This window comes from Methylobacterium sp. J-068 (assembly GCF_022829445.1).
Classification (GTDB): Bacteria; Pseudomonadota; Alphaproteobacteria; order Rhizobiales; family Beijerinckiaceae; genus Methylobacterium.
Map to the genome: position 1 here is coordinate 23,892 of NZ_JAKSXY010000020.1, position 20,465 is coordinate 44,356.

Consider the following 20,465-nt stretch of genomic DNA (forward strand, 5'->3'; position numbering starts at 1 on the left):
CAGCCGCAATATAGCTTCGTGATGTCTTTATGCTTGTCCAACTCTTCATCAAATTTGTTTCTGGTGAGAAGGCTGCATTCGACCCAGCCCGGTTACGCAGATGACCGCCGTCGTTTCCTGAAAGCAGACATAAGCTCTAACTCTAGTAAATGATGGGCACTGGTTTGCAGTTCTAGCTAAAATCCGAGGTTTGCCCGGCACCAGGCTACCTTAGTCTTCGGTCGAAACCAACTCCCACATGCGTTCCGCGGTGGGGCTTTGACGAGCGCGCGGGCGGTAAAGCCGGATCTCGACAGAGATATCGTCGTCGGCTCGGGAAGCCCTGACGAGGCTTCCGCGTTCGAGGTCATCAGAGACGATACTGAGCGGCGCCCATGTCAGGCCGCGACCGTTCCGAGCCATCGCGACGAGGACGGAGGTCAGATGCGAGGCGAAGACGGGCTTCAGGGAAGCCCCGCTCTCCGCGATCACGTGCGTGCCCTCCAAGATGCGTCCGAGCCCGGAGTCGTTTGTAAAACTCAGGAGGGGAAGCGGGGCCATCGGACTTCCCGGCAACTCGTATAGCGGTCCTGTTCCTTCCGGGTTCGGTGCGCTCACCGGGAGCAGGGTGTCGGTCCCGAGACGGACGGACCGGAACTGGTCGGTCATCAGCAGGTGGGAGGTTTGCGGATGATGGTGGCACAGAAGGAACTGCGCCTCGCCCCTCAGCATCAGCTGCTCGCAGGCGGCCATGTGGGCGGCGGTCAGATTGACCGTCGCCTGGAACTGCTCCCTCGCTTCCAGGGCCTTGAGCCAGTTCGGGAAGAAGGTCAGCGAGAGGACCTGAGTGGAGGCGAACCTGAGGGTCGACGCAGCCATCAGACCAGCCTCCCGGGCCGCTTCCCGGCCCTGGAAGAGACGCCGTAGAATCTCTTCCGCAACCGGGCGGAACCGTTCCCCGGCCGCGGTGAGCATGACCGGTTGTGCGTCACGAACGAACAGTGGCGTACCGACCCAGTCCTCCAGGGCCCTGACCCTGCGGCTGAACGCAGGCTGCGTGATGTTGCGCTGCTCGGCGGCTCGGGAAAAATGTCCAAGGTCGACGAGCGCCAGGAAGTCTTCGAGCCAGGCCGCGTCCATCCTGCGAGTCCCCGTCCTTCGGGAAAGCCGTCCCCCGCCGAAGCTCGGCGGCCTCGTTCCACGGGAGGATGAGGGCGGCCCAAGCCCCGGTCAATGTTCCGGGCCGACCGGCGAAACCCTGCCTGTATGAACTGATGCCGGATCGGCATTGGCACTTTAAACCCGGATCCCGGATCTCTGGACGCAACCAGTCACGGCCGCCGGATGCGGAACGTGACGACAAGCCCAACCAGGGAGAAACGCCATGCAGATTGCGGCCCAGGCCCAGCGAAAGCCATTCTATACGAGCCTCTACGTCCAGGTCGTCGTCGGAATCCTCCTCGGTGTCGCGGTCGGCTACCTGGCACCGTCCTTCGGCGTCGATATGAAGCCGTTGGGCGACGTCTTCATCAAGATGATCAAGATGGTCATCGGGCTCGTGATCTTCTGCACGGTGGTCGCCGGCATCAGCAGCATGAGCGACATGAAGAAGATGGGCCGCCTCGGCGGCAAGGCCCTGCTCTATTTCGAGGTGCTCTCGACGCTCGCACTCGTCATCGGGGTCATCGTCGGCAACGTCGTCCGGCCGGGGGCCGGGATGAACGCCGACGTGACCAAGCTCGATGCCGGCGCCGTCGCCAAGTACGCCGGCCAGGCCAAGGAGCATGGCACCGTCGACTTCCTGATGAACATCGTGCCGCACACGGTGTTCGATGCCCTGGCCAAGGGCGAGATTCTGCCCGTCGTCTTCATCGCCGTCCTGTTCGGGTACGTGCTCTCGAAGATGGGCGAATCCGGCAAGCCGCTGCGCGACCTCGTCGATTCGGCCTCCCACTGGATCTTCGGCGTCATCAACGTGCTGATGCGGTTCGCCCCGCTCGGCGCGTTCGGGGCGATGGCCTACACCATCGGCAAGTTCGGGCTCGGCTCGCTCGGCCAGCTCCTCGGGCTGATCGGCACGTTCTACCTCACGGGCGCGATCTTCGTGTTCGGCGTGCTCGGGCTGGTCTCGCTGTGGGGCGGCTTCAGCCTGCTCAAGCTGCTCCGCTACCTTAAGGAGGAGTTGCTCATCACCCTCGGCGCCAGCTCGTCGGACGCGGCGCTTCCGTCGCTGATGGAGAAGCTGGAGCATCTCGGCTGCTCGAAGTCGGTGGTCGGACTGGTGGTCCCGACCGGCTACATCTTCAACGCCGACGGCACCTGCATCTACATGACCCTCGCCGCTCTGTTCGTGGCGCAGGCGACCAACATCGACCTCAGCCTGACGCAGCAGATGGCGATCTTCGGCGTGTCGCTGCTGACCTCGAAGGGCGCCTCCGGGATCACCGGAGCCGGCTTCATCGCCCTGGTCGGGACCCTCTCGGTGGTTCCGGCGATCCCGCTGGCCGGCATGGCCCTCATCCTCGGGATCGACCGCTTCATGAGCGAGGGCCGGGCCATCGTGAACATCATCGGCAACGCGGTCGCCGCCATCGTGATGGCCAAGCTGGAGGGCGAACTCGATGTCGACCGCATGCAGGAGGTGCTCTCCGGCAGGCTCGTCGAGGATTACGCGGTCGGTGGCGACGGCTCCGTCCCCCGTCGTTCCTCCATGGCGGCCTCCGCCACCGCCTCGCTCTGAGCCCGGCCCACCGCCCAGGCGCGGCGCATACGCCGTGCCCTTTCCCTTCGAGAGAGGCTTAAGCCCCATGCAACCGAAGACCCTCTACGACAAGCTCATCGACGCCCACACCGTCCGCCGCCTCGACGACCGCACCGGCGCCGGCTCGGAGATCCTCCTCTACGTCGATCGCACCGTGCTGAACGAGTACACCAGCCCGCAGGCGTTCAGCGGCCTGCGCGAGGCCGGCCGAACGGTCTGGAGCCCGAAGGACTCGCTTGCCGTCGTCGACCACGTCAATCCGACCGCCCCCTGGCGCGTCGCCGCGATGCCGGATGCGGGCGGGGCGCGTCAGGTGTCCTACTTCGACGAGAATTGCCGCGAGTTCGGCATCGAGCTCCTCGACGTTCTGCACCCGCTACAGGGCATCGAGCATGTCGTCGCCCCCGAACTCGGCTTCATCCTGCCCGGCATGGTGATCGCCGCCGGCGACAGCCACACCACGACCTACGGCGCGTTGGGTGCCCTCGGGTTCGGCATCGGCACCTCCGACATCGAGCACTACCTGGCGACGCAGACGCTGCAATATCGCCGCGTCCGCACCATGCGGGTGACCGTGCAGGGTCTGCTGCCGGCGGGAGTCACGGCCAAGGATGTGGTGATGGCCGTCATCCGCCAGATCGGGGCGTCCGGCGCGACGGGCTACTCGGTCGAGTTCGCCGGCGACGGCATCGCGGCCCTGGAGGTCGAAGGCCGGATGACGATCTGCAACATGATTGTGGAGGGGGGCGCCCGTGGGGTCGTCATCGCCCCCGACGAGAAGGTGTTCGCCTACCTGCGCGACAAGCCCCGCGTGCCCCAGGGCGCGCTCTGGGACGCCGCCGTGGAGCACTGGTCGAGGCTGCGCAGCGATCCCGACGCGGTCTTCGACCGGGAGGTCCACCTGGACGCGGCGGAGATCGAGCCGCTGGTGACCTGGGGCACGAGCCCGGACCAGGCCGTGCCGGTCGGCGGCATGGTCCCTGACCCGACCCGGGAAACGGACGCCGCGCGACGCGGCGACATGAACCGCGCGCTGGCCTACATGGATCTCACACCCGGCATGGCGATGGAGAGCGTGCCGATCCAGCGGGCCTTCATCGGCTCCTGCACCAACGCCCGCCTGTCGGACCTGCGCGAGGCCGCCGCCATCCTGCGCGGCCGCCGGATCGCGGAGGGCGTGCGCGGCATGGTCGTGCCAGGCTCGTCCAGCGTGCGGCGCGCCGCCGAGGCCGAGGGCCTCGACCGCGTGTTCACCGAGGCGGGCTTCGAATGGCGCCAGTCCGGCTGCTCCCTGTGCCTCGCCATGAACGACGACGTGCTCGCGCCGGGGGAGCGCTGCGCGTCCAGCACCAACCGCAACTTCGAGGGCCGGCAGGGCGCGGGCGGACGCACCCACCTGATGAGCCCCGCCATGGTCGCCGCCGCCGCGGTCATGGGACACCTCACCGACGTCCGCCGTCTCGCCAAGGAGGCCTGACCGATGCAGCCGTTCACCACCGTCACCGGACCTGCCGCGGCGCTGCCGGCGGCGAACGTCGACACCGACGTGATCATGCCGAAGCAGTTCCTGAAGGGCATCGACCGCAACGGGCTTGCCGAGGGCGCGCTTCATGGCCTGCGCTTCGGCGAGGACGGCGCGCCCCGCGCCGACTTCGTCCTGAACCGACCGGAATGGGCCGGCACCCGTTTCCTCGTCGTCGGCCCGAACTTCGGCTGTGGTTCCTCGCGCGAACACGCCGTGTGGGGCCTCATGCAGCTCGGCATCCGTGCCCTGATCGGCACCACCTTCGCCGGGATCTTCGGAGACAACGCCGCCAACAACGGCCTCCTGTTGATCAGGCTCGACGCGGCGGACCTCGCCACGTTGAGCGAACGAGCGCTCGATCCGGCGAACAACAGCCTCACGGTCGACCTGCCGGGGCAGACGGTCTCGACCGGCGACGGACATAAGGTCACGTTCGAGATCGCGCCCCTGCGGAAGGACGCGATGGTGCGGGGTCTCGACGCGATCGGCAGCACCCTCGACCATGCGGCCGACATTCGCGCCTTCGAGACACGCTACCGTGCCGAGCATCCCTGGCTGGCTTGAGATCGAGGAGGCCGTCATGCTCGGACCGGACCCGTTCCTTCCAGGTTTCGACCTGCACGACATCAAGGCCGGCGCGATCCGCATCCGCGCTTCGGTCGGCGGCGCGGGACCGCCGGTGCTGCTGCTGCACGGCCACCCGCAAACGCATGCGACGTGGCAGGCCGTCGCGCCGATCCTGGCCGAGCGCTTCCGCGTCGTGGCCTTGGACCTGCGCGGCTACGGTGATTCCGACAAGCCCGAAGGCGGCGAGCGCCACGTCAACTACTCCAAGCGCGCCATGGCGGCGGATGCGGTCGCGGTGATGCGCCACCTCGGCCACGAGGCTTTCGCCCTCATCGGCCACGACCGCGGCGGCCGCGTCGCCCATCGCCTCGCCCTCGACCATCCGGAGGCCGTGACCCGGCTTGCGGTGCTCGACATCGCGCCGACCGCCACAATGTACGCGCGCACGGACAAGGACTTCGCCGCTCGCTATTTCTGGTGGTTCTTCCTGATCCAGCCTGCTCCCTTGCCGGAACGCCTGATCGCCGCCGACCCGGAGTTCTTCCTGCGCACGCATGTGGACGGACAGTCGAAGACGTCGGGATCGCCCAGCCCCGAACTCTTCGCCGAATATCTGCGCGTCTACCGCGATCCGGCAACGCGCCACGCGATCTGCGAGGATTACCGGGCCGCCGCGACCATCGACCTCGAACACGACGCGGCCGATGCCGACGAGCGTATCGAGGTCCCCCTTCTGGCACTCTGGGGCGCCAAGGGCACGGTTGGCCAGACCTACGACGTGCTGGCGACATGGCGCGAGAAGGCGCTCGACGTGCAAGGGCATGCGCTCAATTGTGGGCATACCCTGCAGGAGGAGCGCCCGGACCTTGTGCTCGATGCTTTAGCGAGCTTTCTCGCCAATGAGGGGCGATAGGCTTTTGAAGATCTTGCTCGACCACAAAGGTCGCTTTGGAATTGGCGACGGCTGTAATCAGGTGACCGGGTGCGGTGGGGAGCCATCTACCATCGCAATCCGAGTGAACGTTCGGTTTCCTGGAATCACTTCCTGTAAGCAGCCAGACTGCCTTACACCCTGAGCGGCCCTTCAGCTTGTGACCCAACCACGATGTAGAGAGGAATTCGACCGTCGCTTGAAAGCGGACGTTTGCCGCGCAATCCCGCCGGCCTGGGTCGGTCCCATCGCCGATATTCAGAATCATTCCTTGGCACGTCACGACGGGTTTGCGGCGGGAACGTTGACGGAGACTCCGGAAACGGCGGGCTAAGTGTCTCTCACAAAACTCTCGCTGCGCCGCCGTGCCCAGAGTGAGGACCGGCGGTGGTCGAGAGTTTTGTGAGGCACTCTAAATCACCCCGTCATAGGCGACCGCCGCCTCCACGGTGGATGAACCAATCGCCTGGTTCCGTGGTGGAGCGATCCGGCAGGTGGCGCCCCATCGGTGCGTTGGGCGTGGCATGCGGCCAAGCGCATTGCCTCGAAACCGATTTGCCCTCAAGCCAAGCACATAGCGGCTCGAGTGCGGATCGGAGCGCATCCTGCAATGGAAGACCGTTTTGACATTGCTGTCGTTGGCCTTGGCGCCATGGGCAGCGCGGCCCTCTATCAACTGGGGCTGAGAGGCGCGACGGTCGTCGGACTCGATCGCTTCGCCCCGCCGCATACTCTTGGTTCGAGCCACGGCGAGAGCCGCATTACCCGGCAAGCCGTCGGTGAGGGCCGCGACTACGTTCCCTTCGTCCTGGCCTCGCACCGGATCTGGCGGACCCTGGAGGCGGAGACCGGGGAGACACTGCTGACCGCCTGCGGTGTCCTGGTGATGGGGCCGGGCAGCGGCATCTCCTCTCATCACGGCAAGCCGGATTTCGTCGGGCGCTCGATCGACGCCGCACGGGCTTTCGCGATCCCGCATGAGGTCCTCGACGGGCGTGAGGTCGCGCGCCGCTTCCCGCAATTCCTGAATCTCAGCGGCGACGAGAAGGCCTATTACGAACCGGGTGGTGGCTACGTGCGTCCAGAGCGCTGCATCGCCGCGCAGCTGCGCCGGGCCGGCGAACTCGGCGCCACGATCCGCACCGGGACTACGGTGCTGTCGATTCTCCAGGAGCCGGGCGGCGTCCGCATCGAGACCGATCGTGGCGTCGTCTGGGCCGACCAGGTGGTAGTCTCGGCCGGGGCCTGGACCGCGCCGCTGCTCGGTGCACCCTTCACGGAGTTGCTGACGGTCAACCGCCAGCTCCTGCACTGGTACGCCCTCGATGACGCCGCGGCCTACCGCGCCGACGCGCCGGTCTTCATATGGATGCACGGCTCCGGCGACACGGACTACATCTACGGCTTCCCGCCCCTGCCAGGCGAGGCCGAAGTCAAGGTCGCCACCGAGCAGTACGAGACCACCACGCGGGCGGAGACCCTCGAGCGCACCGTGAGCCCGGAGGAATCCGCCGCCATGTACCGGTGCCACGTGGCGGACCGGCTCGCCGGTGCGACGGCGCGGGTGACCCGGGCCGCCGCCTGCCTCTACACCGTGACGCCCGACCGGGGCTTCGTCATCGATCGCCACCCGCGGATGGACCGGGTCCTGGTCGTTTCCGCCTGCTCCGGGCACGGCTTTAAGCACTCGGCCGGAATCGGTGAGGCGGTGGCGAACGAGATGGTGCAGGCGAGCGGGCGCATCGATCTCGCACCGTATTCGCTCGCGCGCTTCGGCTGATCCCCACAGCGATGGCCCGGCGATTGCTTGACGCAATCGAACCGGACGAGGCAATCTCCCTGATGAGGGATCGTCGGACCCCGGTCTTTTCTCCGGTCGCCCCGGATGTGCCATGCAAAAGGTGCCGTGACATGCGTAAGCCGACCCTGGCGTTCCTCGGCTCCGGCCTGCTCACGGCGAGCGTGCTGCTCTCCGCTTCCTTGGCGACGGCGGCGGATGGGATCGAGGCGATCAAGCAGCGCGGAACGCTCGTCGTCGGCGTAAAGGCGGATTACCGGCCCTTCGGCTTCCGCGATCCGAGCGGGGCGATCATCGGCCTGGAGCCGGACCTCGCCGCCGACGTCGCCAAGCGCCTCGGCGTGAAGCTCGAACTCGTGCCGGTGGTCTCCTCGAACAGAATCGAGTTCCTGCAGCAGGGCAAGGTCGACCTTCTCATCGCCACGCTCTCGGACAAGCCGGAGCGCCGCCGCGTGGTGCAGGCGATCGACCCGCAATACTATTCCGACTTCGTCAACGTGATGCTGCCGAAGAAGGCCGGCATCACCGACTGGGCGCAGCTGAAGGGCAAGCCCCTCTGCGCCACCTCGGGCGCTTGGTACAACAAGGACGTGGCCCGCACCTACGGCGCCGAGATCGTCGCCTTCGACGGCTCCGAGAAGCCGCTCTTCGCGTTGAAGCAGGGGAATTGCCTCGGCTACGTCTACGACCAGAGCATGCTTCAGGGGAAACTTCTCGACGCCGACTGGAAGGCGGACTACGCGCTGCCGCTGAAGGGCATCCTCGACGCCCCCTGGATGATGGCGGTGGCGCCCGGCAACAGCACGCTGCAGACCCTGCTGGAGACCACCACCAAGGACTGGATGAAGTCCGGCTTCATCGTCGAGTCTGAGAAGAAGTGGGGCATCGAGCCGACGGAGTACTCGAAGGCGATGCACGAGAAGTACAAGAACGCGACCAACTGAGACGCGTCGGGCCGCTTAACCGGCCGTCTTAAGGAGCACGATGGACGCCGTTCCGAACTGGTTCCGGGCTCTCTACGAGTCCACGGGCTTCAACGTCACGATCTTCTACGATGCCTATGACTGGGCCCGCTACGTCAACGGCCTGAAGACCACGCTGCTGCTCGCAGTCACGACGATTCTCGCGAGCCTCGTCATCGGCGCGGTAGGAGCGCTCCTGCAGAGCGGTCCGTCGCGGCTCCTGCGCGGCCTCGTCAACGGCTTCGTGGTCGTCTTCCGCAATACGCCGCCGCTGGTGCAGATCTTCTTCTTCTATTTTGGGCTCGGCACCCTGCTGCCGGCCGCCCAGACCGCCGACGGCCTGCGCGTGCCGATCCTCGACAACGTGCAGTGGGCTATCGTCTCGCTGTCGCTGTTCGCCGGGGCCTTCAACGTCGAGATCTTCCGCTCCGGCATCGAGGCGGTGCCGCGCACCACCATCGAGGCGGCCGAGTCCCTCGGCTACACCCGGATCAAGGCCTACCTCTATGTCGTGCTGCCGCTCGCCCTCCGGGTCTGCCTGCCGGCCCTCAACAACAACCTCATCAACCTCCTGAAGACCACCACCCTGGCCTATGCCATCGCGGTGCCGGAGACGCTCTACGCGGTGAAGCAGATCTGGTCGGAATCGCAGAACGTGCTTGAGATGATGATCGTCCTGCTGGCCACCTACGCCGTCCTCGTCGGCGTCCTCGTCTGGATCATGCATCGCTGGGAGCGCGCCCTGCGCATCCCGGGCTACAGCCGATGAAGGCGCCCCCGCCGCCGAGCGACCTGCCGGTCCTGCTGCCGTTCCGGGTCTCGCGCACGCGGGCCCGGGTCACCCTCCGCCCGGCCCAGGCCTGGCTCCTCGGGGCGTGGCTCGCCGGCCTCGTCCTCGTGGTGCCGGCCTTTGCGCAAGGGGCGGAGGCGGTGCTGTCGCCGCTCCAGGTCATCCTGCGCTGGGCGCCGCTCCTGCTGACCGGCTTTGCCTTCAACGTCGCCATCTCCCTCGTTGCGATGCTCCTCGGCACCGTCGCGGGCCTCGGGTTGGGGCTCGGCTTGGTGAGCGAGGGGCCGATCCTGCGCCGGGTCGCCTGGGGCGTGACGCAGGTCTTCCGCAACGTGCCCTGGCTGGTGCTGCTGTTCTTCGTGATGTTCTTGGTGCCGTTTCAGGTGACGGTGTTCGGGCTGCGGGTGCCGCTGCCCGACTGGGTGAAGGCGACGGTGGGGTTCGCGCTACCGGTGATGGCCAACGTCGCCGAGATCGTGCGCGGCGCAGTGCGCTCGGTGCCGGCCACCCAGTGGGAGGCGGCCGAGTCCCTGGCCTTCACGCGACGCCAGACGCTGTTTCGCATCATCCTCCCCCAGTGCCTCAAGCGGATGCTGCCGCCGTGGATGAACGTCTACGCCCTGATCGCCATGGCCACCGTGCAGGCATCCATCGTCGGCGTCACCGAGATGCTGACGCTGACGGCACAAGTCCACGCGGCGGAAGGGGGGCGGCCCGAGCTGTTCGCGCCCCTCTACGGCTTCGCCCTGCTGTGCTTCTTCCTCTACTGCTACCCGATCGACCGTCTGACCGCACGCCTGGAACGGCGCTTCGAGACGGCCTGAGGCCAGCGTTCCCAAGGGTGCGTCCCCGATGCTGAAGGTTCCGTCCGGCGATGCGCCGATCGTGCAACTGCTCGACGTGCACAAGGCCTTCGGCCAGGCCGAGGTCCTCAAGGGCATCAGCTTCGACGTGCGCCGGGGCGAGGTCGTCTGCATCATCGGACCGTCGGGCTCGGGCAAGTCGACGCTGATCCGCTGCATCAACGCCCTCGTGCCGGTCACCTCCGGCACCATCCGGGTCGACGGGATCGAGGTGGCCGATCCGAAGCTCGACAAGCTCGCCCTGCGCCGCAAGGTTGGCATGGTGTTCCAGCAGTACAACCTGTTCCCGCACAAGACTGCGCTCCAGAACGTCATGATGGCGCCCGTCCATGTGCTCGGCCAGGACAAACGGGAGGTCGAGGTTCGGGCGCGCGCGCTCCTCGCCAAGGTCCGGCTCGCCGGCAAGGAGGGGGCTTATCCCGGCGAGATGTCGGGCGGGCAGCAGCAGCGCGTCGCCATCGCCCGCTCCCTCGCGATGCGGCCGGACGTGATGCTGTTCGACGAGGTGACCGCCGCCCTCGATCCCGAGACGGTCAAGGAGGTGCTGGTCACCATCCGCGACCTCGCCGAGGAGGGCATGACCTGCCTCCTCGTCACCCACGAGATGAATTTCGCCCGCGAGGTCGCCGACCACGTCTACTTCACCGATCGCGGCGTCATCGTCGAGCACGGCCCCCCCGAAACTCTGTTCTCGTCCGCCGTCGATCCGCGCACGCGGCAGTTTCTATCTCAGGTTCTTTAGGGGTCGATCGGAGTGTCGTCAGGCATGCTGCGGGCATCGCCCCCTTGCCCGTTAGGAAAATGACCGGCTGCTTACGACCGAGGCTGTGTCAGAAGTCCGGTCTGAGATAGACTTAAGGCCTCATCTGCGGAGGTCGGCATGGGTCGGTTCGTCGAGGGGCAGGACCGTCGGCAATCCTGGTTGCTGCCCAGTTCGCTGGACGACTATGTCACCGCGGACAATCCGGTTCGAGTGGTCGAGGCCTTCATCGACGACCTCGATCCGGGCACCCCGGGCTTCAACCGCTTCGAGCCCGCAGCGACGGGGCGGCCCGCGTATGATCCGGCCACGCTCCTGAAGCTCTACCTCTACGGCTATCTCAACCGGGTGCCGTCGAGCCGGCGGCTTGAGCGTGAGGCGCAGCGCAACATCGAGGTGATGTGGCTGACGTCGTCAACGAGGGCCACGACCGAACCCAGCTCGTTTCGATGGGCAGTACGCCGTTCCTGACGAAGGGCTTGAAAGACGTGAGAACCGAGATGAGCCTCGCGATTACCCGCTGACTGCCGTCCCTAACACAGTCGGGATTGAATTGTCCGAGCGCCCGAGCCACCCTCGGCACGGGCGGGCGTTCTCCGGACACTCGGATGGGAGCCAGGCGCGGCCGTGGAGCGTATCGACTTTCTGGGGCTCCAGGCGTTCCTGAGCATCGCCAACTGGGGGAGCTTCAATCGTGCGGCTGCTAGCCTGAACCTGTCGCAGGCGGCGCTGAGCCATCGCCTGAAGAAGCTGGAGGACGAACTCGGGGTCAAGCTGGTCGCCCGGACGACGCGGCAGGTGACCCTGACGCCCGCCGGCGTGGAACTCTTGCCGAGCGCGCTACGAATCGTGGAGGAACTGTCCCGGCTATTTGGGACGTTGCGCAAGCAGGGGCGCGAGAACCAGGATGTCGTCCGGTTCGGCTGCCTGCCGACGATCGCCACCTACCACCTGCCGATCATCCTGCGGGGCTTCGGCACCTCCCACCCGGGCGTCCTGTTCCGTGTCATCGACCACTCGGCCACCGCCATCATCGAACGCGTCAGGGCCGGAGATGCCGAGTTCGGCATCACCATCATGTCGGCCCAGCACTACGACCTCGACATCGCACCGATCCATCAGGAATCGTTCGTGCTGGTCTGCCCGGCCGACCACACGCTTGCCTGGGCGAAGGCGGTGACCTGGTCCGATTTGCAGGACGAGGTGATGATCAAGATCGGGGAGCAGACCGGCAATAACCTGCTCATCGCAGCCGGCCTGGGTGGTCGCTACGCGGACATGCGCTGGGTCTACGAGGTGCACCGCGTCGCCACGGCCATCGGAATGGTGTCGGGCGGGCTGGGTGTCACCGTCGTGCCGCGCCTTGCATTCCAGTCGGCGCAGGACGGTGGGATCGTCGCCGTCCCGGTTCGGGGACCGAGCATCTCGCGCACGATCGGGATCGTCACAAGGCGGGGCCACATGCTGTCGCCCCTCGCCGAGAGCCTGTCGCGGGCGATCCGGGACTATTTTGGCACCCTCTGAGCTTCCTCGGCAATCGAAGCATGTGCGGCTCGATGCGGTTCAACAGCCCTGAAGCCGCATGATCCCGGCCAAGCTCATTGTTCGATAGAATGCATGAAATGTAGTAATCTATTCATTTGTTTCATTTCGAGGATGCCGCTACCGATGAATGCACAATAGTGCGTGTGCCCGAGGGCGTCGCCGCAATACTGGGAGGACAAGACGGACATGACAACGCAAGCGAAAGCTGGCCTCGTCGTGACGGCGCACCCGGGCGATTTCGTCTGGCGCGCCGGCGGAGCCATCGCCCTGCATGCCGCCAAGGGCTACCGCATGAAGATCGTCTGCCTCTCCTACGGTGAGCGCGGCGAGAGCCAGTGGGCCTGGAAGAGGGCCGGCGTGCGCATCGAGGACGTCAAGGCGCAGCGCCGCGCCGAGGCCGAGGAAGCGGCCGGCATCCTCGGCGCCGAGATCGAGTTCCTCGACGTCGGCGATTATCCCTTGCGCGTCGGCGAGGCGGTTCTCGACCGTCTGGTCGACGTTTACCGCGAGACGAAGCCGTCCTTCGTGCTGACGCACGCGCTGGAGGATCCCTACAACTTCGACCATCCGGTCGCCGCGCACATCGCGCAGGAGGCCCGGGTGATCGCCCAGGCCGCAGGGCACAAGCCCGACCCGGACCGCAGCTACAGCGCGCCGCCGGTCTTCCTGTTCGAGCCGCACCAGCCGGAGCAGTGCAACTTCAAGCCCCAGGTCATCCTGAACATCGACGCGGTCTGGCAGACCAAGTTCCGCGCCTTCCAGGTGCTCGCCGCCCAGAAGCACCTTTGGGAATACTACGATCGCGTCGCCCTCAACCGCGGCGTCCAGGGGGCCCGCAACTCCGGGACGGCGATGACCTATGGCGAGGCCTACCAGCGGCTGTTCCCGATGACCGTGGAGGAACTGGCATGAGGACCGTCGTCGTCCGCAACATCCCCAGGATCGCGCCCGAGGTGGCGGCGACCCTCGCCGGGCATGGCGTCTCCACTGTCCACGAGGCGCAAGGGCGCGTCGGCCTGCTCAAGTCCTACATGCGCCCGATCTGGCCCGGCGCGAGCGTGGCCGGCAGCGCCGTGACCGTCCTGGCGCAGCCGGGCGACAACTGGATGCTCCATGTCGCCATCGAGCAATGCCGCCCCGGCGACGTGCTGGTGGTGGCCTGCACCACGGACAACACCGACGGCATGTTCGGTGACCTTCTCGCGACATCCCTCAAGGCGCGTGGCGGCGTCGGCCTCGTCATCGATGCGGGCTGCCGCGATGTCCGCACCCTCAAGGAGATGGGCTTCCCGGTCTGGTCGCGGGCGATCTCGGCCAAGGGCACGGTGAAGGCGACGCTCGGCAGCGTGAACGTTCCCGTCGTCTGCGCCGGGGCCCTGATCCGACCGGGTGACGCTGTCGTGGCCGACGACGACGGCGTCGTGGCGGTACCCCACCGCGATGCCGTGGACGTGGCCGCCAAGGCGGATGCCCGCGCCGCCAACGAGATCGCCAAGCGCGACCGCCTGGCGTCCGGCGAGCTCGGGCTCGACCTCTACCGGATGCGCGAGACCCTGGCCGCAGCCGGGCTCGAATACCTCGACGAATTCCCGGACTGACATCGCCCGAGTTCTCGGTCGGCAAGCCACCCGGAAAGAGGCGGCTCCGTCCGACACGTCCCGCCCGGCGGCCTCGCGCGGGCATGATCCCGCACGGCTGGAGGAAACGCTCCCATGATGAAGCTCGGCTGGTACTCGAAACTCGACCAAACGGAACGGAGGACCTACTGGGCCTGCTTTGCCGGCTTCGGTCTCGACGCCATGGACACCACGATCTACGCCCTCGTCATCCCGGCGCTGATCGCGACCCTCGGCCTGACCCAGGCCGAGGCCGGATACCTCGCCACCGCCTCCCTTGCCGGCGCCGCGGTCGGCGGATGGGCCGCCGGCATCCTGGCGGACCGTCTCGGCCGGGTGCGGATCCTGCAGGTCACCATCCTCATGGTCGCCGGCTTCACCTGCCTGGCCGCGTTCATGAGCGATTTCTGGTCGCTCGCCGCCGTGCGCTTCCTCCAGGGCCTCGGCTATGGCGGTGAGGCTGCCGTCGGCGGGGTGCTGATCAGCGAGGTCATCCGCCCGGCGCTCCGCGGCCGGGTCGCGGCCTCGGTCCAGAGCAGTTACGCGGTCGGCTACGCGATCTCGGTGAGCCTCTTGCCCGTCATCGCCGCGTTGTTCTCGGAGGAGATGGGCTGGCGGGTGTTCTTCGCCATCGGCATCATCCCGGCCGGGCTCGTGTTCTTCATCCGCCGGCTTGTGCCGGAATCGGGCATCTACACCGAAGCTCGGACGGCGGAGCTCGCCGGCGTCGTCCCCCCACCGTTCTGGACCATCTTCACCGGCCCCTACCTTCGTCGCACGATCGCCGCCGCCATCATGTCGACCGGCATCTTCGGCGGCGCCTACGTCATGATCACCTGGCTGCCGAGCTACCTGCGGATCTCGCTCGGCCTGTCGATCAAGTCGAGCACGGGCTACCTCGCGATGAACATCCTGGGATCGCTCGTCGGGCCGTTGCTCTTCGGCTGGCTCTCGGACCGGATCGGCCGTCGCCCGGCCTTCATGACCTTCCTCGTCTTGCAATCGGGCAACGTCGCGATTCTCCTGCTCGCGCCGGTCGGCCTCGACACGACGATCGTCCTGAGCTTCTTCCTCGGCGCATTCCAGGGAGCCCTCGCCTCGGGCATGCTGCCGACCTTCGCGGAGTTGTTCCCGACGACGATCCGGGCGAGCGGCCAGGGCTTCTGCCTTGGTGGCGGGCGTGGGTTCGGCTCGGTGGTTCCCGCCACGGTGGGCATTCTGACAGCGACCGTGCCGCTCGGAACGGCGATGGGCATCTGCGCCCTCTGCGCATATGGCACGGCCTTCTGTGCGGCGCTGTTCCTGCCGGAGACGGCAGGAGCCGACCTGCACGGCAAGGGGATCGACCAAGGTACGATGGCGGGCCGGGATGAAGGGGCGACAAGGATCGCCTCGGCGTAAGCTCGATCGCGATGGATCACCGCTCGATGAGTCGCTCTAGGGGAGTTCGAAAATGATGTGGGACGCATGGGGTGGCACCCCCCATCGCCGCCGGTTTCTGCAGGGGAGCGGCAGCCTGCTGGCTGCCTCCGCCCTGCCTGCCCACGCCGTTTCCACCGGGAGCGACGTCACCGGACGGCTCGCACGATACATGGTCGAGGCACGCGACAGGCCCCTGCCGCCCGAGGTCCTGCTGGCCTGCAAGCATCGCATCCTCGACACCTTCGGCGCCATGATCTCCGGCGCCCGGATGCGGCCGGGCGAGATGGCGACGTCCTATGTCCGCAGCATCGGGGGCGTCGCCCAAGCCTCTGTCGTCGCGTCGGACCTGCGCACGACCGCGATCGACGCAGCGCTCGCCAACGCGATGTGTGCCCACGCCGACGAGACGGACGACTTCGAGCCCGTCACCAAGGCGCATCCGGGCTCGGCGACCGTGCCTGCGGCCTTCGCCATGTCCGAGAAGGAAGGCCGCTCCGGCGCCGAGATGATCCGCGCCGTCGCTCTCGGATACGACCTCTGCTGCCGCCTGCTGCTGGCGCTCGGGCCGGACCTCGTACGCGGCACGCATCGGAGCGCCGAGGGCACGAGCTCGACGTTCGGAGCGCTCGGTGCCGCCGCCGCGCTCGCGCGCCTCGACGAACGCGGCATGCGCTTCGCGCTGTCCTACGCCGCGCAGCAGGTCTCCGGCCTCTGGAGTTGGGTGAAGGACGAGGACCATATCGAGAAGGCGTTCGATTTTGCCGGCATGGGCGCGCGCAACGGCGTCACTGCGGTATCCATGGTCCAAGCCGGCCTGACAGGCGTCTCCGACGTGCTCGACGGCACGCATAACCTCTTCATCGCGCTGTCCACCGATCCGAAACCCGAGGCGATGCTGGATGGTCTCGGCAGCCGCTTCTTCGTGACGGAGACCGCCATCAAGACGTTCTCGGTGGGCTACCCGATCCAGTCGCCTCTCGACGCCGTGTTGACCCTACGCGGCCGGCATGACGTGCGCGCCGGGGATGTCCGGCAGGTGGTGGTGCATCTGCCGACCGATGCGGTCGGCATCGTCGGACACAGTGCCATGCCGGACGTGAACTGCCAGCACCTCGTCGCCCTGGCACTCGTGAGGGGGGCGGTCTCATTCGCCGACAGCCATGATCCGAGCCTGATGCAGGAGCCCACGATCCGCGCCCTCCGCGAGAAGGTCGAGGTCGTCGGCGATCCGGCACTGATGACGCGGGATGCCCCGCGCAGCGCGCGGGTCGTGGTGACTCTGGTCGACGGTCGCAGGCTTGAGCACTTCACGAAGTTTCCCCCGGGAACGAAGGAGAACCCATTGAGCACGGAACGGGTCAACGCGAAGGTGCGCGACTTGGTCGTGCCGGTGCTCGGGGCGTCGCGGGCGGACGAACTCATCGCCCGCCTCAACGACCTCGAAAGCCTTCCGGATGTCCGTGCGCTACGACCGCTGATCGCGAGCTGATGCACCCATTCGTTGGAAGCCTTACGGTTTGCGCGGCTCGATCTCGGCTGCCATTTGCGTCCTGCCATTGCAGATCATACTCGGACCCCGTGACGCGTCAGACTGAGCGCAGACTCAGAGCGCCTAACAGAACGGCACGGAGCGAGGCTTTCCGCGTTGGTTTGGCATGGCCAGACCGCTTCTCCCCGATGATCTCTGGGCTGAGATCGCTCCGCTCTTGCCGCCACCTCGGCCCCGTCCGAAGGGCGGGCGTCGTCCGATCGAGAACCGGGCCGCACGGACGGGCATCCTGTTCGTGCTGCGCTCGGGCCTGCCGTGGGAGATGCTGCCGGCCGAGACGGGCTGCGGCTCCGGCATGAGTTGCTGGCGTCGGCTGCGGGATTGGCAAGCGGCGGGCGTGAGGCGCCGCCTGCATCACGTTTTGCTGGAGCGTCTGCACGCGACGGGTGAGATCGATTGGAGCCGGCCTCGCCTATGCCTGCCCGCAGAACCTCCGCCTCGCCGAGTACCGTCGGACGGGGCGGGAGAAAAATGACGCCCCGCCTTCCGAAGGCGCCCCCGTCACCCAGCCTGCCCGCCGTGCGGCAAGCCATCATCGGCCGGCTGTTCGCCAGCCTCGTCCCGCCCGTCCTGTGCCCCACGGCCGAAGGCGCTTCAGGCGGCGCTCTGATCCCAAAGGGCCCAGGCCGTGAACCCAGCGTCACCGCAAAGTGGGGAGGCACTCTGCGCTATCCGTACAGACCGGCGTGCCGCCTAAAGCACGCAGATTATTAATCAGCCTAAGACTAAGCCTTATTATGAACAATCGCATTTTTATTAGGTGGCATGTGCAATGAGCATTAATAGATAATTAACTTTCTTAATATAGAATAAATTTTGAAGTATCATCGGCGCCGCAAGAAATTCGAGATGAAATACATATGTATTTCTTATTTGGCTAAATTATTGCCAATTCTACTTGACGAGCCGATGCTATAACGTCCAGGCCCTGCCCGAGGTCTGATCAATGTGCCGTGCCGAACCGCGCGAATAACGGGTAGCTGTATGAACCAAGCGTCCGAGCGTCTCCGGAGCGTGCCGATTCCCCATCGAGCCCTGCACCTGACGCATCCCGCCGCCGGACCTTGCGGAGCAAGAACCATGTCCGCAATCCGACAAACTGTTTTGCATGCCCCCCTCGGCGTCCTCGTGCTCATAGGCCTGCTCGATCAGGCGGTGGGACAGACGACGTATACGAACACGCTGACCGGAACGAGCGCCGACACGACCTATCCGGCGACGGTCGGTGCGAACGGCACGCGGACCTATACGTTCGGCAGCGGCGACTCGGTCAGCACCCAGTCGGCCAACGCACAGGACATGGCCGCCATCGACATTACGGGCGGCTCACCGGTCGTTCTGCGCGCCGGTGCGGACGGCAAGGGATCGCTCGCGATCTCGACGGTCCGCTCCGATCTCACCGCTTGGGGTTATGCCTTCGGCCTCAACCTGACGGGCGGCGCCAACCTCGTCGTCAACGGAAACAGCACGATCTCCGCCCGGTCCGATCGTGCGGTCGAGTTCGGTACGGCGTGGAGCGGAAGCGAGTCGCACGCCCTGCATGTTTACCAGTCCTCCGCGACGTTCAACGGAGACACCAAGCTCTCGGTCTATTCTCCGGGCTACGGGCGCGCGCTGTGGGTCTACCAGGGCAACGTGGTCTTCAACGGCCGAACCGATATCACGACCCAGGCGAGGGGCGCGGATACGAACGGCGTCTACAATTCCGGTGGCGGCCGGAGCTTCATCGGGTTCAACGGCGACCTGAACGTGGTCTCGTCCGGCATCTGGCCGAACGACAACGTGCACGGCATCTACAACGACGGTCAGAACAGTCGCGTCGCGATCGTCGGCAATCTGTCCATCGCGGCCACATCCTACGGCTCGACCGTGATGGGCATCCGCAACCAGGGCTACCTCACGGTCACGGGCACGGCCGACGTGACCGCGACGGGCCCCCGCTCGGCCCGGGGGATCAGCAACACCCATAGGACCGCCCGCGTCGCGATCGACGGCGACGTCAACGTCAACGTCACCAACACCACCGGCTACACGCCGTTCGGCCTGCCGACCGGACTCTCGAACCTGTACGGGCGCGACGGCACGATGACGTTCGGAAGCGCCGCCTCCGTCGCGGTCCGGGGCGTGACCGACAGCTATGCCATCGATAACACCGGCCTCGTCACGTTCTCCAACCCGAGCAAGCTCGTCACGCTGCGCACGGCGGTCGACTGCGCGACCTGCGGATCCTACGGAATCAACAACAACGACGGCGTCGTCACCGTCGCGGGCGGTCTGGATGTCGCGGTCAGCAACACCGGAACGGGCGCGCGCACCGCGATCTTCAACCTCGCCACGGGCGTGGGCGCGCAGGTCAGCGCCAACCGGGCCGGCGGGCAATTGGTCCGGATCGACGGCGATGTCCTGACCGGCAGCAACCTGCGGAGCGGAACCCTCTACGAGGGCGTCACCGACCTCAAGCTCGATACGGCCGCGTCCTACCTCAAGGGCAATGTCCTCGGCTACGTCGATCCGAACACCGCCGACACGGACGTGTTCGGCGCGGGCCGGACCAACCTGACGCTGGCCAACGGGGCCGTGTGGATGCCCACGGGCGGCACGCGCGTGACGAGCGATTTCGGCACGGGCTCCCTGACGGTCGGGGCGGGCAGCGGCATCGACATGGCGGGCGCCTGGGGCAGCTTCGCGCCCGGCAGCGTGCCGACCTATCAGTACCGGACGCTCAACATCGGCAGCAGCACCACCGGCGGCGCCACCGTCGATCTGCGCGACGGCGCGCGGTTCACGATCCTCAGCAACATCCTGGGGGGGACGGCCGACAAGATCGTCTTCGGATCGGGCATCGCCGCGTTCACGGCCGCCGGCACGCAGGGCATTCAGATCGCCTACGATCCGGTCCTGCAGAACGCCGCCTGGGTGAATGCCGGCACGCTGAAGACGGGCGTGACCGTCGCCGCCTCCGCGCCGATCACGATCGTCGACGCGAGCGCCGCCGCAGGCGGCAGCGCCAGGTTCGCCAGCGTCGCCGGCGTGACCAGCCAATGGAGCGGCACCTACGAGAACGCCCTGGTGCGGTTCGGATACACCCCCAACGTCGCCCTGGGCGCCGACGGGAAGACGATCGTGCTGACGGGCATCACCATCGGTTCGGGCTCGGGTTCGACTGCCGCCACCGCCGCCGCGGTACAGTCCGTGACCCTGGCCTCAACGGAGAGCGCCACCGCGGCGGCCACGACGTCGGTGGCTTCGACTGCCACGACCGGGACCGCGGCCTCGGCCACTTCGGCGGCCACGACAGCGACCGCGACCTCGGCCGCTCCGGCTGTCACGACAGGGACCGTGACCTCGGCGGCTCCGGCGGCCACGACCGCGACCGCGACCTCGGCCGCTCCGGCTG

General features: G+C 66.8%; 16 protein-coding genes and 2 pseudogenes. 17 read left to right on the forward strand and 1 reads right to left on the reverse strand.

Annotation, left to right across the window (positions count from 1 at the left end; all coding sequences use genetic code 11):
- Positions 1–210: 210 nt before the first annotated feature.
- A complete protein-coding gene (locus MKK54_RS01350; protein ID WP_244008715.1) occupies positions 211–1,119 on the reverse strand; it encodes a LysR family transcriptional regulator in 909 nt (302 codons plus the stop codon).
- 244 nt (positions 1,120–1,363) lie between these two features.
- On the opposite strand from MKK54_RS01350, the gene dctA reads away from it, so the two are divergent.
- From dctA to MKK54_RS01435, 17 genes and pseudogenes are all read left to right on the forward strand, one after another.
- The gene (gene dctA / locus MKK54_RS01355) at positions 1,364–2,719 is read left to right on the forward strand and encodes a C4-dicarboxylate transporter DctA (RefSeq protein ID WP_244008716.1); all 1,356 of its coding nucleotides are present in this window, start codon (positions 1,364–1,366) and stop codon (positions 2,717–2,719) included.
- Positions 2,720–2,786: 67 nt separating this feature from the next.
- A complete protein-coding gene (leuC, locus tag MKK54_RS01360) occupies positions 2,787–4,217 on the forward strand; it encodes a 3-isopropylmalate dehydratase large subunit (RefSeq protein ID WP_244008717.1) in 1,431 nt (476 codons plus the stop codon).
- A gap of 3 nt (positions 4,218–4,220) precedes the next feature.
- Positions 4,221–4,829 carry a 3-isopropylmalate dehydratase small subunit gene (leuD, locus tag MKK54_RS01365; protein WP_244008718.1) on the forward strand — a complete coding sequence of 203 codons (609 nt, stop codon included), beginning with the start codon at positions 4,221–4,223 and terminating at the stop codon, positions 4,827–4,829.
- A 16-nt stretch (positions 4,830–4,845) separates the two neighbouring features.
- Positions 4,846–5,745: an alpha/beta fold hydrolase gene (locus MKK54_RS01370; RefSeq protein WP_244008731.1), complete on the forward strand. Its 900-nt coding sequence runs from the start codon at positions 4,846–4,848 to the stop codon at positions 5,743–5,745.
- Between the two features lie 628 nt (positions 5,746–6,373).
- The gene (gene solA, locus MKK54_RS01375; RefSeq protein WP_244008719.1) at positions 6,374–7,543 is read left to right on the forward strand and encodes an N-methyl-L-tryptophan oxidase; all 1,170 of its coding nucleotides are present in this window, start codon (positions 6,374–6,376) and stop codon (positions 7,541–7,543) included.
- Positions 7,544–7,674: 131 nt separating this feature from the next.
- The gene (locus MKK54_RS01380) at positions 7,675–8,505 is read left to right on the forward strand and encodes a transporter substrate-binding domain-containing protein (RefSeq protein WP_244008720.1); all 831 of its coding nucleotides are present in this window, start codon (positions 7,675–7,677) and stop codon (positions 8,503–8,505) included.
- A gap of 40 nt (positions 8,506–8,545) precedes the next feature.
- Positions 8,546–9,292 (forward strand): amino acid ABC transporter permease, encoded by a 747-nt coding sequence (locus MKK54_RS01385; RefSeq protein ID WP_244008721.1) that lies wholly within the window; start codon positions 8,546–8,548, stop codon positions 9,290–9,292.
- Positions 9,289–10,137 carry an amino acid ABC transporter permease gene (locus MKK54_RS01390; protein ID WP_244008722.1) on the forward strand — a complete coding sequence of 283 codons (849 nt, stop codon included), beginning with the start codon at positions 9,289–9,291 and terminating at the stop codon, positions 10,135–10,137. The genes MKK54_RS01385 and MKK54_RS01390 overlap by 4 nt, the downstream gene beginning before the upstream one ends.
- Positions 10,138–10,165: 28 nt before the next feature.
- On the forward strand, positions 10,166–10,918 hold the full coding sequence (locus tag MKK54_RS01395) for an amino acid ABC transporter ATP-binding protein (RefSeq protein WP_244008723.1): 753 nt from the start codon (positions 10,166–10,168) through the stop codon (positions 10,916–10,918).
- Between the two features lie 138 nt (positions 10,919–11,056).
- A pseudogene (locus tag MKK54_RS01400) lies at positions 11,057–11,347 on the forward strand (transposase); the annotation flags it as partial.
- A gap of 216 nt (positions 11,348–11,563) precedes the next feature.
- Positions 11,564–12,460 carry a LysR family transcriptional regulator gene (locus tag MKK54_RS01405; RefSeq protein WP_244008724.1) on the forward strand — a complete coding sequence of 299 codons (897 nt, stop codon included), beginning with the start codon at positions 11,564–11,566 and terminating at the stop codon, positions 12,458–12,460.
- Positions 12,461–12,667: 207 nt separating this feature from the next.
- Complete coding sequence (locus tag MKK54_RS01410) at positions 12,668–13,393, forward strand: PIG-L deacetylase family protein (protein ID WP_244008725.1); 726 nt, start codon at positions 12,668–12,670, stop codon at positions 13,391–13,393.
- Positions 13,390–14,079, forward strand: a complete 690-nt coding sequence (locus MKK54_RS01415) for a 4-carboxy-4-hydroxy-2-oxoadipate aldolase/oxaloacetate decarboxylase (protein ID WP_244008726.1) — start codon at positions 13,390–13,392, stop codon at positions 14,077–14,079. The genes MKK54_RS01410 and MKK54_RS01415 overlap by 4 nt, the downstream gene beginning before the upstream one ends.
- A 114-nt stretch (positions 14,080–14,193) precedes the next feature.
- The gene (locus tag MKK54_RS01420; protein ID WP_244008727.1) at positions 14,194–15,498 is read left to right on the forward strand and encodes an MFS transporter; all 1,305 of its coding nucleotides are present in this window, start codon (positions 14,194–14,196) and stop codon (positions 15,496–15,498) included.
- Positions 15,499–15,550: 52 nt separating this feature from the next.
- Positions 15,551–17,008 (forward strand): MmgE/PrpD family protein, encoded by a 1,458-nt coding sequence (locus tag MKK54_RS01425; RefSeq protein WP_244008728.1) that lies wholly within the window; start codon positions 15,551–15,553, stop codon positions 17,006–17,008.
- 166 nt (positions 17,009–17,174) lie between these two features.
- A pseudogene (locus MKK54_RS01430) lies at positions 17,175–17,483 on the forward strand (transposase); the annotation flags it as partial.
- Between the two features lie 665 nt (positions 17,484–18,148).
- Positions 18,149–20,465: hypothetical protein (locus MKK54_RS01435; RefSeq protein WP_244008729.1), on the forward strand; the 2,317-nt coding region annotated here is incomplete at its 3' end.